Annotated in this window: 15 protein-coding genes; 5 read left to right on the top strand and 10 right to left on the bottom strand. The window is 37.3% G+C overall.

The window, feature by feature from the left end:
* Window positions 1-7 precede the first annotated feature (7 nt).
* From AC59HZ_RS06240 to AC59HZ_RS06230, 3 genes are all read left to right on the top strand, one after another.
* Window positions 8-268: a hypothetical protein gene (locus AC59HZ_RS06240; RefSeq protein ID WP_430072197.1), complete on the top strand. Its 261-nt coding sequence runs from the start codon at window positions 8-10 to the stop codon at window positions 266-268.
* Window positions 269-390: 122 nt separating this feature from the next.
* Window positions 391-2,130, top strand: a complete 1,740-nt coding sequence (locus tag AC59HZ_RS06235; protein WP_496544992.1) for an AAA family ATPase — start codon at window positions 391-393, stop codon at window positions 2,128-2,130.
* Window positions 2,131-2,240: 110 nt separating this feature from the next.
* Window positions 2,241-2,663: a YkvA family protein gene (locus AC59HZ_RS06230; protein ID WP_496544991.1), complete on the top strand. Its 423-nt coding sequence runs from the start codon at window positions 2,241-2,243 to the stop codon at window positions 2,661-2,663.
* A gap of 34 nt (window positions 2,664-2,697) precedes the next feature.
* Here AC59HZ_RS06230 and AC59HZ_RS06225 read toward each other — a convergent pair whose 3' ends face one another.
* Window positions 2,698-2,826, bottom strand: coding sequence for a YjcZ family sporulation protein (locus AC59HZ_RS06225; protein ID WP_496544990.1), 129 nt, complete (start codon window positions 2,824-2,826; stop codon window positions 2,698-2,700).
* A 21-nt stretch (window positions 2,827-2,847) separates the two neighbouring features.
* Entirely contained in the window at window positions 2,848-2,952 is a 105-nt protein-coding gene (locus tag AC59HZ_RS06220) for a YjcZ family sporulation protein (RefSeq protein ID WP_496544989.1), read from the bottom strand.
* Window positions 2,953-3,214: 262 nt separating this feature from the next.
* Between AC59HZ_RS06220 and AC59HZ_RS06215 the strand changes: the two genes are divergently transcribed.
* The gene (locus AC59HZ_RS06215) at window positions 3,215-3,988 is read left to right on the top strand and encodes a glycerophosphodiester phosphodiesterase (RefSeq protein WP_496544988.1); all 774 of its coding nucleotides are present in this window, start codon (window positions 3,215-3,217) and stop codon (window positions 3,986-3,988) included.
* A gap of 123 nt (window positions 3,989-4,111) precedes the next feature.
* Here AC59HZ_RS06215 and AC59HZ_RS06210 read toward each other — a convergent pair whose 3' ends face one another.
* The 4 genes from AC59HZ_RS06210 to phaQ form a co-directional block, all read right to left on the bottom strand.
* Window positions 4,112-4,942 carry an undecaprenyl-diphosphate phosphatase gene (locus tag AC59HZ_RS06210; RefSeq protein ID WP_496544987.1) on the bottom strand — a complete coding sequence of 277 codons (831 nt, stop codon included), beginning with the start codon at window positions 4,940-4,942 and terminating at the stop codon, window positions 4,112-4,114.
* Between the two features lie 105 nt (window positions 4,943-5,047).
* Window positions 5,048-6,262 carry a C40 family peptidase gene (locus tag AC59HZ_RS06205; RefSeq protein ID WP_496544986.1) on the bottom strand — a complete coding sequence of 405 codons (1,215 nt, stop codon included), beginning with the start codon at window positions 6,260-6,262 and terminating at the stop codon, window positions 5,048-5,050.
* A gap of 377 nt (window positions 6,263-6,639) precedes the next feature.
* Window positions 6,640-7,236 (bottom strand): polyhydroxyalkanoic acid inclusion protein PhaP, encoded by a 597-nt coding sequence (phaP, locus tag AC59HZ_RS06200; RefSeq protein WP_496544985.1) that lies wholly within the window; start codon window positions 7,234-7,236, stop codon window positions 6,640-6,642.
* Entirely contained in the window at window positions 7,217-7,654 is a 438-nt protein-coding gene (gene phaQ, locus AC59HZ_RS06195; protein WP_496544984.1) for a poly-beta-hydroxybutyrate-responsive repressor, read from the bottom strand. Before phaQ ends, phaP begins: the two co-directional genes overlap by 20 nt.
* A gap of 148 nt (window positions 7,655-7,802) precedes the next feature.
* On the opposite strand from phaQ, the gene AC59HZ_RS06190 reads away from it, so the two are divergent.
* On the top strand, window positions 7,803-8,585 hold the full coding sequence (locus tag AC59HZ_RS06190; RefSeq protein WP_496544983.1) for an alpha/beta fold hydrolase: 783 nt from the start codon (window positions 7,803-7,805) through the stop codon (window positions 8,583-8,585).
* A gap of 63 nt (window positions 8,586-8,648) precedes the next feature.
* Here AC59HZ_RS06190 and AC59HZ_RS06185 read toward each other — a convergent pair whose 3' ends face one another.
* From AC59HZ_RS06185 to adhE, 4 genes are read right to left on the bottom strand one after another with little or no spacing between them, the layout of a single operon-like run.
* Window positions 8,649-9,728, bottom strand: coding sequence for an alpha/beta fold hydrolase (locus tag AC59HZ_RS06185; RefSeq protein ID WP_496544982.1), 1,080 nt, complete (start codon window positions 9,726-9,728; stop codon window positions 8,649-8,651).
* Between the two features lie 23 nt (window positions 9,729-9,751).
* Window positions 9,752-10,330, bottom strand: a complete 579-nt coding sequence (locus tag AC59HZ_RS06180) for a hypothetical protein (RefSeq protein ID WP_496544981.1) — start codon at window positions 10,328-10,330, stop codon at window positions 9,752-9,754.
* 18 nt (window positions 10,331-10,348) lie between these two features.
* Entirely contained in the window at window positions 10,349-10,936 is a 588-nt protein-coding gene (locus AC59HZ_RS06175) for a hypothetical protein (protein ID WP_496544980.1), read from the bottom strand.
* Window positions 10,937-10,989: 53 nt separating this feature from the next.
* Complete coding sequence (gene adhE / locus AC59HZ_RS06170; protein ID WP_496544979.1) at window positions 10,990-13,590, bottom strand: bifunctional acetaldehyde-CoA/alcohol dehydrogenase; 2,601 nt, start codon at window positions 13,588-13,590, stop codon at window positions 10,990-10,992.
* Window positions 13,591-13,718: the final 128 nt, after the last annotated feature.

The following is a 13,718-nucleotide window of genomic DNA, read 5'->3' as shown; positions in this document are numbered from 1 at the left end:
AGGCATTATGGATATCACGAAGATTGACCAGCCAACCTTAGATTTAATGACAAAGGCTTTTGCAATTGTCCTTGAGCAAAATAAGGTGTCTTATAAAAAAATTGGGATCGTTGAAGAAGGCGATCAGCTATTATTTTTGTATGAAGGAAAAGACGAAAAAGTTCATGTTTTCAAATGGAGCAAAGCATCAAGTGTCGGCGTTAGCATCGGAGTACTTGCACAAAGCGTTTTAATGCCAATAATCCCTCATCTTCGTCTATTATCATAACTACCAAAACACACCAGCCTACTAAAAATGGCTGGTGTGTTTTTTCCCACCGATTCCCACATCCATTTTTCTGGTAATGCCTTTATAATAGAGAAGTACTCTGTTAAAGGAGATGAGGATTAATGAATGAAAGCAAAAGAAAAGTTTCTAAGTTCATCCCGCTGTTCGCAGCGTTCATTATAGTTATATCCGGCATTATTTGGTTTGTCCAAAGCACGAAAAATGAAGTGTCTATCCCATTTTCATCTGTAGAAAAAACTATTCAAGCGCAAAAGGGAAAAACAGTTTCCCTAACGGAACAAGCAGATGGCAGCATATATATTAAAGCTGGGGAAGCGGAATTTGTTTCCCATGTTCCGCCAAATAGCCAAATGGTCGACAAACTTGTTGAAAAATATAATATTAAATACTCCTATTCAACTAGCAGCCGCTACGGAAAATGGATTATGGGCGGAGTGGTTTTACTATTAGCAGGTGCAGCTTTTACGTTGCAAAAAGCAAAAGGCGGATTTGGTCTTAAAAACTCCATGAAAAACAGTGTTGCCAAGTCAAGACCTTTGCCATCTATTACTCTAGAAGATATAGGCGGTCTTGGCGAGGAAATGAAGGAAGAGATTCTTCAGACGCTCACAACCTTAAAAGAACCTGAGCGTGCTATTAAATTAGGAATTAAACCGCCAAAAGGCATCCTGTTATACGGACCTCCAGGCACAGGTAAAACTCTGCTTGCTCAGGCGATTGCCCGTGAATTAAATGCTTCATTTTTTTCTGCAAGCGGCTCAGCTTTTAATGAATTGTTTGTTGGTGTTGGTGCAAGCCGGGTTCGTTCCTTATTCCAAACAGCAAGAAAACAAAGTCCCGCCGTAATTTTCATCGACGAAGTGGATGCACTTGCTGGCAAACGTAAAGCACATGGCGGTGAGGAAGCAGAAAAAACACTTACTGAACTTCTTGTTCAGCTGGATGGCGGTCATTCCAATGATGGGATTTTATTTATAGCTGCTACCAACAGAAAGGATATGCTTGATGAGGCCTTTCTTCGTCCTGGCAGAATTGATTTCTCCTTTCATGTTTCGCTCCCTGATACGAAAGGAAGAAGAGAAATCATTAATATTCATACGAAAGGAAAAGCTCTCTCAGAAGATATCCATGCTTCACTAGATGAATTAGCGGAAAGTACATCCGGCTTTTCTGGAGCAGAACTTCAATCTTTATTTGAAACTGCCAGCAGACGGGCTGTTCGAAACGGTCAGGATATAATTCAAAAAAGGGATTTGGATTATGCACTTGACCGAACCATCTTAGGGAGCACGTCCCGCTCTTTACAAGATTTTGATACAAAACGGCGTGTTGCGATTCATGAAGCAGGACATGCAATAATTGCATCATTAACGAAGCCGGGCTCTGTCAGAAAAGCGACGATTATTCCTCGCGGAGAGGCTCTAGGATATGTCGCACCAATTCCAAAAGAGCTTCATTTATCAACAACGAGTGACTTATTAGACCGCGTAGCTATGGTTTTAGCGGGCGGGGTTGCTGAGAGAATCTTTCTTGGTGAACATAGCATTGGTGTAAGCGGTGATGTTCAGCAGGCTAAACAGATTATTGAGCAAATGGTCGATACAGGTATGCTCCAAAACGGATTTAGCCTAACCTTTAATAAACAGGATAAAGAAGCTAAAATGCAAGAACTGTTTGAAAAAGGCATAGAAAAAGCTGAAAGCTTAATAAACGGTCATCAATATCAGTATCAGCAATTAGTTGATGCCTTATTAAAAAAAGAAACATTAGATGGGTTTGAGTTAGAAGAAATTGTTGGAAACCGTTCAAACCATCACACTGAAAATTTAGTATTAGCATAAGAGTCAAAACAGGTGCGGTGATGCACCTGTTTTTTCAATTTCGTCATGAATAATGGTTTTTTATTTTGGTGGCAAACTATAGGTGGAAACTCCTTAAAGGAAGTGACACTATGTTCGGGAAAAATGAAATTTTGGAATTAGAGCAGAATAAATATAAAATCAAAGCAGAAGATTATTTGAATAATCCAGAAAAAACGGAGGGACTTCTGAACAAAGCAATAAAAAAAGCCAATCTACGGAAAGGAAACCTTGGTGAAGCCTGGGAGAAGCTGCAATTACTTTTTGAAATGATAAAAGCCTATTCAAAAGGGGACTACAAAAATGTTTCCACCAGTACTATTTTGACCGTCATCGGGGCTATCGTTTATTTCGTTTCGCCTCTGGACATGATTCCTGATTTTATCATTGGACTTGGAATTATGGATGATGCAGCGGTAATTGCCTACACTATTAAAAAGGTAGGGAATGAAATAGATGAGTTTAAAAAATGGAAACAATCCGCCCTTTTTTCATCAGAAAACCCGTTTGATTAAATCAAACGGGTTATATTACAAAATCTTTACAAAATTAAAACCTAAAGCAAGCAGCACCCACAATAATCAAAAGGATAAATAAAACTACGATTATTGCGAATCCGCCGCAATGACCATGACCATAACCATAGCAACCATGGCCGTATCCATAACCATAAAACATATTTAACCCCTCCTCTTTATATTAATAGTGTCCGCAACACCAAGAAGCCCCAATAATAATTAACAAAATGAATAAAACGACGATTAGGGCAAATCCGCCGCCATAGCCCCCTGCTACACCAGACATATACATTACCTCCTTTTCTTAATTCCATATATCCTATTCACCTAGATAAAAATGTGCGATAGAAACTAATCCCTATAACCCAGGATTGAAAAAAAAGAATAAGCCCATTCTAATCAAAAATTGCCCCTTATTAACGGGATATTTGTCCATAAAAAAATTAAAAATTTGACAAATACAGAGGTTTTCCTTAATATGTTCACAACTAATTATGGATTGGAGTAAAAACTTGAGAAATGTTGTTACCATTTTCATGTTGATTTTTTTGACTTCATTTCGACTGATTAAGGGTTTGACTAGGAGTCCCCAAAGCCAAGCACCATTAAAAATAGGCCATCGTGGTGCAGCTGGGTACTGTCCTGAAAATACCTTTGCCTCTTTTAACAAAGCATTAGAATTGGGGGTCGATTTCCTTGAAATTGATTTACAGATGACAAAGGATGGGGAATTGATCATCATTCATGATCCGACAGTAAACAGGACTACGAACGGCAAAGGAAAAGTAAAAGATTTAACTTTAAAGGAAATTCATGAGTTAGATGCTGGCAGCTGGTTTCATCCGCGCTTTTCAGGCGAAAAAGTTCCTACCTTCTGTGAATTTTTAGATAAATATGCAGGTGTTACAGGATTGCTCATTGAATTAAAGAAACCCTCATTATATCCTCAAATCGAAGAAAAAGTAGCAAATGAACTGATAAAAAGAGGGCTTGATTCTGGAGAGAATAAACAAATTATTATTCAATCGTTTGACAAAATCTCTTTAAAACGATTCCATCACTTGCTTCCTTCAGTGCCAATTGGTGTTTTGATTAAAAATACAGTGGTAAATGGAATCTCAACGAATGAATTAATTGGTTTTTCCAGTTTTGCTTCCTATGTAAATCCGAAAATTACCATAATAAATAAGCGTCTAATAAAAAGAATCCAACGCCATGGGTTTAAAACAATTATCTGGACTGTTAAAAAGAAAAGCGACGTAAAACTACTTAGACATTTTGATATTAATGGGATTGTAAGTGATTACCCTGATTACATTTAAAAGAAGACTGTGTTAAACTTGGCTGTTGATTTGCGCTCCAATCAACAGAGTTTCAAAATCAACAATGACCTTTAACACAGCCAAAAAGAAAAGGCAGCTCCGTTAAGGATGCTGCCTAAATTTTTAAAAGAAAACAATATAAATAATGAGTGCCAATACAATTCTGTAAACTGCGAATGGCAAAAGTTTTATTTTATTAATAAGTTTTAAGAAAAAACGGATCGAAAGTAAGGCAAAAATAAAAGCACTAATGAATCCAGCAATAAAAAATGGCAGGGAATCCATCGTCATATATTGCCAGTTTTTCAGTAAGGAAAGGAAACTTGCTCCTGCCATAATCGGCACCGCCATGATAAAGGTAAAGTCAGCGGCAGCGCGGTGGCTCATTCCCAGAAGTACACCACCTGATATGGTGGAGCCTGAACGTGAGAATCCCGGCCATAATGAGAAGCATTGAAAAATACCAATTGCAATTGCCTGTCCATATGTGATTTGATCTACCGTTTGAGTTTTAGGTTTCTTTGGTCCGATAATATCAGCAAGGATCATAAACACAGCCCCAATTACGAGGCCAATTAAAACAGTTTTAGTAGAGAATAGGTGTTCGTCGATATAATCGTTAAACAAAACGCCTAGAACACCTGCAGGAATTAACCCAACAATAACCTGAGTTAATTTAAGCCTGCCTTGATTTTGATTTTCATACTTAATAAATCTCCCTAATCCTAACAATTCAATAAATCGATTTTTAAAGGTAACCACAACCGCTAATATCGAACCAAGTTGAATAACTACCTTAAAAGTGTTAGCTCCGTGCTTTGTTAAAAACGCTTCTGACTTAAGCCACATGTCATCGACTATAATCATATGGCCAGTTGACGAAACAGGAGCAAATTCTGTAACTCCTTCCACCAACCCTAAAATAATTGCTTTTAAGATCATAAGTAAATCCATTTTGTGAAATCTCCTAACTTTTTGTCCCAAAATCAATATTTCAATGAACTTTCCCATTTTACTCATTTTCGAACTTTATAGCAAGATTAATATTATTCAATTAATTTAATCATTAATAACTCTCATTACACGTCCATTAAATTTCTTTGCGTAGTACGCTGAACTCAAATCAGCAATTGCAATCCCGGTTGAACTTTGTGAACCAATAAATTTTCCGTCTCCAAGATAAATGCCAACATGGCCGTCAATTTTATATGTATCAAAAAATACCATGTCCCCTGGGCGTGCTTCACTGTAAGGGACTCTAGTACCAGTATTTTTTAAAATATCTGTGTGGGCCCCTACTTTAATCCCTGCCTGAGCAAATGCCCAAGATACAAATGCCGAGCAATCGAATCTGCCATTGGCTATATCGGCTTCATTCCTGCCGCCTCCAAAAACATAAACTGAGTTTCCAATATATTTTTCTCCTGCATGGATAACTGTATTGATTGCTTCATTTTGTGAAATTGGTATTGAAAAATTCACGGAAGGATCCGAAGAAAAGATTCCCTTTGCCAATACGCCAGCTTCTTTTGCAGCTAAATTACGATCTTGTTGCTGCAAATTTGCCTTTTCATTGAGTTTTTCCTGTTCCTTTAATTTTAGCTCTTCTTTTAAAGCGTCATTCTGCTCTTTTTGTTCTAAAATCAGAGCCTGCATACCCTCAAGCTCGGTTTTTAAACTATTTAGTTCAGCAAGTTTCTTTTCAACAGTAAATTGTTTACTTTCAACATCAATCTGATCCTCTTTATGCTGCTTAACAAGATCTTGATCTGCCTCTACAATTGTTGCAACTGCTCCCAATCTGTCAACAAAATCACTGAAACTCGAGGCACCTAGTATCACATCTATGTAACTTACCTTTCCACCACTTTCTTGAAGAGAGAGGGCACGCTTTTTTATAATCTCATTTCGTATGTCTATTCTTCCTTTTATGTTAGAAACTTCTTTCTCTAACTCTTCAACTTCCTTCTTTGAAGCGATTACTTTTGCTTCAGTCTGAACGATCATATTGTTATTATCAATAATTGCCTGATCAACTCTTTTTATTTGTTCTGTCAGAATTGTAAGTTCATCTTGAACCTTAGTAATTTCCTCATTCGTTTTGGTAATTTCATCTTTGATCCCTGATCTTTGATTCTGAATAGTATTTATCCCCTCTGCTTTAACATTAATCCCCGGCATTGCACTAAAACTGCCAAGTCCAATAATGAGTGCAGCACTAAATGGCATTAGTTTCTTAAACAAACCTGTTCCCCTGCCTTCTAAAAGATTCAAGATATCTAGAGTAATAGAAATTAATCTTTGAAGACTAGAAAAAATATCCGCCAATTTCTACTTAGTTTACTTATTATCTATGTATTGCAAATTTTATCTAACTATTGGTCTATGTGTATGTAAGACTATAAGCATAATCAATACCCAATATCATCCTATTTTGTCTATATTAGAAGTATAACATCTTATTTTGGCAAATTAATATTTAAAATATTAAAATTTTATTTCAACGTGGAGTTTCTTGTAATGTGCAAATTTATTCAATAAATAAAAAACCACAATCTCTTGCCTTGGCTTGAGACTGTGGCTTTCAATATTTTAAGTAGTTATGATTATTTCTCAATGCTGAATACTTCCCCTTTAATTTTTGAAAAATGTTACTGTGTTTTTACGAGTTCTCTAAAACTATTCTTTCCCCGTTCTAAAATGTTTAAGTGAGTATTTCTTGCAAGTTTAACATAGTCCTTTCGAACTTGATCCCACGCATTACGTCTTTCTCTTGCATAGGCGACACTTGCTTCAGTACTTTTTTCTAAATTATCCTCTAATTGATCCACAACATATAAGAAAGATTTAATTGGGGTTAGCGCAAGTTTCTCTAACTGTCCAGTAACCTCTTTCAATTGTGCTTTTAAGTCTCCACGGTCGTTATTGGTTACCGCTGACTCTTTCATGGTCTCTTTACGGGAATTAATTTGATCCAACAGCTCAGATGTCATTTCTTTATTGGTCTTTTTCGATTGATCGTACAATTTTGCAATGGAATTTCTGTATTGCTTATTGAACTTGATGACTTCTTTCAATGCATTAATATAGGCTTCCTCACGGTTTTCGCGAACCCTTTCTGCACGTACCTGTGACTGCTCATATTGGTCCCAAAAAGTGTTTATAAAAGAACCGAAAGCTACTGATTCATCCACTAATGGCAGCTCTTTTTCTTCCGCAGCCGATGCTTCATTTTTCTTTTGTGCCATCGTCCTTCCTCCCCTTACTATTATTTTCTTTCTCTATTGAATCCTTCTTATGAAACGAAGGGATATAGAGCTCAAAGAAACTGGTATACATTTTGAAAAATTGATCCAAAAGCGATTGATATGTTTCTAATTGATTCGCATAGCCTTTTAAGTATGTAACTCCAGCTTTTGTTATTGCATATCTTCTCTTAGCAGGTCCTGTTCCCGTTGTATCCCATTCTGAAGATACAAGCTCGTCCTTTTCCAGTTGTCTTAGGAGCCTATATAAATTCCCCTGATCAAGCGTCTTAAACCCGAATGTTTCTAGCTTCTGGCTTAGTTCATACCCGTGAAGAGAAACCTTGCTAAGAAGCAATAAAATAAATGGAAGAACAAAATTTTTTGATGGATTAACTGTCTGTTTATCTTGGTTTACCATATCTTTACCACCTCACCTATATGTATTTTACACTTATAAGTAATATTTTGTCAATCTTGTAAATAAATATTATTAAAACTTGAATTTAATTGTTTACAATTTACTAAACTTGGTTATAAACTTATTAAAAATGAAAAGGTGGTGTAAAATGGAAGAAGCAAAATTTAGTAAATCTGGTGTTCCATATATGCATTTTGGCAACGGGCAACCATTGGTACTGATTCATGGTCTAGGTGAAGTTAAAGAAGGATGGCATAATCAATTTGAACTAGCCGATCAATTTGAGTTGATTATCCCAGACTTACGCGGCCATGGAGAATGTACCAAGACAGAGGGAATTACTATTCAAAATTTTGCTGCTGACGTCATTGGTTTACTTAAAGAGTTAGAAATCGAAAACGCTCACATTCTTGGTCTATCAATGGGTGGAGCAGTTGCACAGGAAATATACCGCCAAGAACCCTCCCTAGTCCGTTCTCTCCTGTTGATTAGCACATTCCATTATATCCCAAAAATATTTAAAGGATTATTATTAGAAAATCGGAAAGCAAAGTTTGAATCTCTATCCTCATCAGGCAGCCAAAGTGAACATTTAGCGCATATGGCACTTTACTCCTGGAATAAAGGAATTATGGAAAAATTCATCCACACTTTCCGACCAAAACATCAGATTTTTATTGATTCTTTGAAGACCTGTCTTGAAGTCAATAATCATTCATTGTTACCTAAGATACAGGTACCTACCCTTATTATCGGCTCTCAATATGATTCCGTTTTACCCGTTTGGATTCAAGCATGTATGCATAAGTTGATTCCTCATTCTAAGTTTATCATAATGAGGAATACTGGTCATCTTGCAAAACTGGAAGTAAAGGACCGGTTTAATAGACTGCTTAGGAGTTTCCTTACCCAGCAAAAGCATGCTGCATAAAAAAGATAAGCGGGAAGGATATAAATCCTTTACCGCTTATAATTTATTCATTAAATTTAAAAATTATACAAGTACCTCTTGAATTTCCTGTGAACGAGCTGAAAGCCACTTGTCCCAAATTTCAGCGAACACACCCGTCAATGCAAGTGAAACATGTCCACCTTCATAAACCTCATAAGTCTTATCCTCACTTGAAACAAGTTCCATCACTGGAAGGCTTTGCTGCTCTAAAACAAGTGTATCACGTGAACAAGAAAAGACGAATAGCGGGCACCTAATATTCTTTAAATCCACTTTCCTGCCGCCAATCTCCAATTCTCCCTTTAGGAGTTTATTGTCCTTATAAAGGTCATTAAACAACTGCTTGAATGCTGCGCCTGCAAACGAAGCAGTATCTTTTGTCCATTTATCCATACGGCGCCACTTTTCAACATATTTGTCATCATGTGCCCGGCTGATCAGATTCATTTTAGGATTTCCATAACTTGGTGATAACATCCTAAACATCAAATACAGAAATTCTGATGGAATTGTCTCATGTGCATCAGCAAAGCGGTCAAAACTTAGCTCCCCTTTTTGCAGTCCCTCTAGCCACTTATCAGGAACGATACCAACACTGAAATCTATTGGAACAGCGGCAAGGGATAAATTCTTAATTGGCAATTTTGTTATTGAAGCCAGGATGGCTGCTATTGTTCCTCCTAAGCAGTATCCGGCCAATGATATTTCCTTTGCACCTGAATGTCTTAAAGCTCTTTTAAGCGAGTTTTCCAAATAATCAATGATATAATTGTCTAGTGTAATGCCGGAATCTTCAAGTCCGGGAGAACCCCAATCCAACAGGTAGACATCATAGCCGCGTTCTGTAAGACCGCCGACAACACTGCTACCTTTACCAACATCTAGAATGTACACCTTATTCAGCAGAGAGTAAATTAAAAATATTGGAACTGGATGCTTTTTTTCCGTAGCAGGATGATACCATAAGGTTGTTTTATTTTTTTTCCAAACACATTGACGTGGTGTAGGAATAATCTCTGGTTTTGGTTCGGTCATAATTTTATAAAGTTGGGTCCATCGTTTCGTTTCTTTTTCTAAGTTTACGAGTGGAATAAAGTTCGTTCCCTGTGCTTTCTTGCTCATTATTTTCATAGCTCCTTTCAATGTTATTTAGTTGTATTAGTACCCGTAAGTACTAGATCTTTCTCCCGCTTTTTTTCCGGTTCTTTTTTCTGTTTTTCCTTTTCTTTTCCTATAAAATCTAAATCCACCTTGATACTCTTTAACTGATCTATTTCCTTACGTAATTCCTGGAGGTCAACTTTAATCTTTTGAGTTTCCGCCACCTCTTGGGTCATCTTGTGGAATTCATTCTTCATTTGCATGACGATATTTACTACTTCTTCAAACATTCCTAAATTCTGTTTTGAAATGGAGCTTACGCTGTCTTGTAAATTCCAAATTTGTTCTTCTAATAGATCAATTTTTTCTTCTGTTTGAATTGAAAGCTTTGCGGCATTCGCGATATCTTTCTTTGTCGGGATATTCATTAGAGCTGCAATAAGCTCTTGGTTTTTTCTGATTCGATCGAGGTAAAATGAATAAGTGTTTAGACCGAAACTTGCTGTACGAACAAATTCATTATTGTCTGACAGCTTATATAATAGGCCATTTACTTGTTTGTCCCACATTCCACTTAACTGCTTGAAACCAAAAAATGGATCAAAATTTTTTTCACTTGTCATGCCGCAACACTCCTTCAATTATGATTTTGTAAGTTCCTCAGTTTTTTCCATGTATTTATTCAGCGGAAACATCAAAGCTTTAATTTGCATAGCAAACAAATTGACAAACCCTTTTTGATTTTCATAGAGCAGATTTCCTGCTTGTTTCACAGTTTTGATATATTGCCTTCTTCCTTTTTTCCTAAAAGTAATATATTGATCAAGCATTTCTAGATATTTCCCAATCGCCTGAAAATTTCCGATAATTTGACACGGAGTGCTTAAAAGCGAAACTGCCTTTTTTTGTATTTCATCAATTTGTGCATTAATTTCCTCATAAGACTGAATGGGAAAGAAATGCTGAAGGGCGGTAGTTGACATTAAAAATTCATCACGTGCAGTCTTTTCCCATTCAGCCAATTCTCCTGTAAATTGCTCGGCTACTGTTATCAAATTCGCTTGATTCCGTTTGACACTCTCAGTGAATTGTTTAACCTCTTTTAAGAGGGCTTCATCGCGATTATCTGCACGCATTACCCATTCATCTAATTCACGGAATGCATGTCTCCAAATCAGGTCCAAACTAGAAAGTGAAATTTCATTATCGTTATCCTTTTTAGCAGCCATATCACTCACATCCTTTGATGATTTTTTTAGATTTAAAATTTGTGTTTGAATTTCTATCCTTCAAAAGCTAAACGATAGATTCCCGCAAGTTCACTAACAAGGGGTAATTTTGGATTTGGAATTGTATCTTGGTCATGGAAGGCATGTTCAGCAAGTTCATTCACTTTGTTTTCAAACTCTGTTTTATCAACCCCAGCTGCTTTGATGCTCGCTGGCATTTCTAATTCTTCGGCCAGCTTAATAATTGCTGCTATTAAGCTTTCCACCCCTTCTTCTGTAGTGCTGGCAGAAAGGCCAAGCATTTTAGCCAATTCCGCATAGCGCTTGTCTGCAATGAAATGCTCATATTTCGGGAATGTCATGAATTTATTTGGCTTCATGGCGTTAAAGCGAATGACATGCGGCAGCATTATAGCGTTGGCACGTCCATGAGGTATATTAAATTCAGCACCGAGCACATGGGCGAGACTATGATTAATTCCAAGGAAGGAATTAGCGAATGCCATTCCGGCAATTGTTGAGGCATTATGGATTTTTTCACGCGCAAGCTCATCACAGCCATCCCTGAATGCCCTTGGTAAATATTCAAAAATCAATTGAATCGCTTTTAAAGCCAATCCATCAGTATAATCATTAGCTAACACTGAAACATATGCTTCAATTGCATGTGTCAAAACATCCATTCCGGTATCTGCCGTTACATGTCTTGGGACTGTCATGACAAATTGTGGATCTACGATCGCCACATCTGGTGTCATCTCTGTATCAGCGAGCGGGTATTTCCTATTTGTTTTCTTATCTGTGATGACTGAAAAGGAAGTAACTTCTGATCCTGTTCCAGAAGTGGTCGGTATCGCAATAAATTTTGCCTTTTCACGAAGTACCGGGAATTTGACCACCCGCTTGCTCGGATCAAAGAATTTTTGGGTTAAGCTGTGAAAGTCAGTTTCTGGGTGTTCGTAAAACAGCCACATCGCTTTTGCCGCATCCATTACTGAGCCGCCGCCAATGGCAATTATATAATCCGGTTCAAACTTTCTCATCCGTTCAGCACCGCCCAAGACCGTTTCAACACTTGGTTCTGGTTCTATGTCTGAAAAGGTTTCCACCTGGATTTTGTTAGGGTTCTTATTTAAGTAATAAAGAACTTTATCAACATAGCCATTTTTTACAGGGCTTCCGCTAGTCACAATAAATGCCCTTGAAATGGATGGAATGGCCGCAAGAGTTTGGATGGAATTTTTTTCAAAGAAAATCTGTGACGGAACCTTAAACCACTGCGTCATAGTTCTTCTTTTTGCTACTTTTTTAATGTTAATTAAATGTGCTGCTCCTACATTCTGTGACACAGAGTTCCCTCCATAAGTGCCGCATCCAATTGTTAAGGATGGTAAAGATGAATTATAGATATCGCCAATAGCTCCATGTGTGGATGGTGTATTAACAATAATTCGTCCTGCTTTCATTCGAAGGGCAAAAGCATCGATAGCATCCTGATCCGATGTATGAATTGCCGCTGAATGACCAAGGCCTCCGTATTCGAGTGTTTCTTCGGCAATTCGTAATCCTTCTGCAAAACTATTAACCTTGTAACAGGCCAAAATTGGGCTTAATTTTTCACAGGATAATGGATAATTAGGACCAACCCCTTCAATATCGGCAATTAATATCTTTGTGTTAGCAGGGACATTTACTCCTGCCATTTTCGCAATTATGGCAGCATGTAAACCAACTATCAGTGGATTAAGAGACGCAGTCTTAGGGTCAATTGCAATCCTCTCCACCATTTTGCATTCTTCTTCATTAAGGAAATAACACTGGTTTTCAATTAACTCCTGTCTTACTTCATCATAAATCTCTTGGTCGATTATAAGTGCTTGCTCAGAGGCACAAATCATGCCGTTATCAAATGTTTTAGATAAAATAAGGTCGTTGACCGCCCGTTTAATATTGGCTGTTTTTTCAATATAACAAGGCACATTCCCCGCTCCGACGCCAAGAGCCGGTTTTCCTGAACTATAGGCTGCCGTTACTAAGTTAGGTCCTCCCGTCGCAAGGATGAGAGATATCTTTGGATGCTTCATTAATGCTTGAAAGGCTTCATGAGATGGAACTTCAATCCACTGGATGCAGTTTTTAGGGGCACCTGCCTGAATCGCTGCTTCCTTTAGCAATTCCGCAGTTCTTACACAGCATTTCTGTGCAAATTTAGGAAAGGCAAAGATGATTGGATTTCTTGTTTTAAGTGAAATTAACGATTTAAAAATAACTGTTGAGGTTGGATTTGTAATTGGGATAACACCAGCAATAACACCGACTGGCTCGGCTATCTCAACCATACCCTCATTCTCATTTTTACTTATCACACCTACGGTTTTCATATCCCTAATATTGTTATAGATGCATTCAGTCGCAAACATATTTTTAAAGACTTTATCTTCATAAACGCCTCTTTTTGTTTCTTCTACTGCAAGCATCGCTAGCTCCTTATGGTGCTCCAGTGCAGTCAAAGCCATTTCTTTTACGATTTTATCCACCATTTCTTGATTGTAACAGCGGAATTCACTCAGAGCTTTTGCTCCGTTAGTTCCTAAAACGTCAATCATAAGAGCGACATCATGATTTTCTCGTACCACTCTTTCTTTTACTGACATTTAAACATCCCTCCAGGTTATCTATAATTCTGGCTAAAATATATCATGGTCACTGTTGCAAAATTTGTCGAATTTCGCATAAAAATGAATGAATAACCATTCATTTATTGATAATTCATAAATTGTTC

The organism is Neobacillus sp. DZ-9, assembly GCF_059587065.1.
This window is presented reverse-complemented; position numbering and strand designations above follow the sequence as displayed.

What these genes read in the sequence shown, in the direction of transcription:
- AC59HZ_RS06175 (WP_496544980.1), bottom strand. Translation starts at nt 10,936, where the DNA reads ATGGCTGCTAAAAAGGATAACGATAATGAAATTTCACTTTCTAGTTTG.
- AC59HZ_RS06210 (WP_496544987.1), bottom strand. Translation starts at nt 4,942, where the DNA reads ATGGATTTACTTATGATCTTAAAAGCAATTATTTTAGGGTTGGTGGAA.
- AC59HZ_RS06235 (WP_496544992.1), top strand. Translation starts at nt 391, where the DNA reads ATGAATGAAAGCAAAAGAAAAGTTTCTAAGTTCATCCCGCTGTTCGCA.
- AC59HZ_RS06190 (WP_496544983.1), top strand. Translation starts at nt 7,803, where the DNA reads ATGGAAGAAGCAAAATTTAGTAAATCTGGTGTTCCATATATGCATTTT.
- adhE (WP_496544979.1), bottom strand. Translation starts at nt 13,590, where the DNA reads ATGTCAGTAAAAGAAAGAGTGGTACGAGAAAATCATGATGTCGCTCTT.
- AC59HZ_RS06240 (WP_430072197.1), top strand. Translation starts at nt 8, where the DNA reads ATGGATATCACGAAGATTGACCAGCCAACCTTAGATTTAATGACAAAG.
- AC59HZ_RS06220 (WP_496544989.1), bottom strand. Translation starts at nt 2,952, where the DNA reads ATGTCTGGTGTAGCAGGGGGCTATGGCGGCGGATTTGCCCTAATCGTC.
- AC59HZ_RS06180 (WP_496544981.1), bottom strand. Translation starts at nt 10,330, where the DNA reads ATGACAAGTGAAAAAAATTTTGATCCATTTTTTGGTTTCAAGCAGTTA.
- AC59HZ_RS06185 (WP_496544982.1), bottom strand. Translation starts at nt 9,728, where the DNA reads ATGAGCAAGAAAGCACAGGGAACGAACTTTATTCCACTCGTAAACTTA.
- phaQ (WP_496544984.1), bottom strand. Translation starts at nt 7,654, where the DNA reads ATGGTAAACCAAGATAAACAGACAGTTAATCCATCAAAAAATTTTGTT.
- phaP (WP_496544985.1), bottom strand. Translation starts at nt 7,236, where the DNA reads ATGGCACAAAAGAAAAATGAAGCATCGGCTGCGGAAGAAAAAGAGCTG.
- AC59HZ_RS06230 (WP_496544991.1), top strand. Translation starts at nt 2,241, where the DNA reads ATGTTCGGGAAAAATGAAATTTTGGAATTAGAGCAGAATAAATATAAA.
- AC59HZ_RS06225 (WP_496544990.1), bottom strand. Translation starts at nt 2,826, where the DNA reads ATGTTTTATGGTTATGGATACGGCCATGGTTGCTATGGTTATGGTCAT.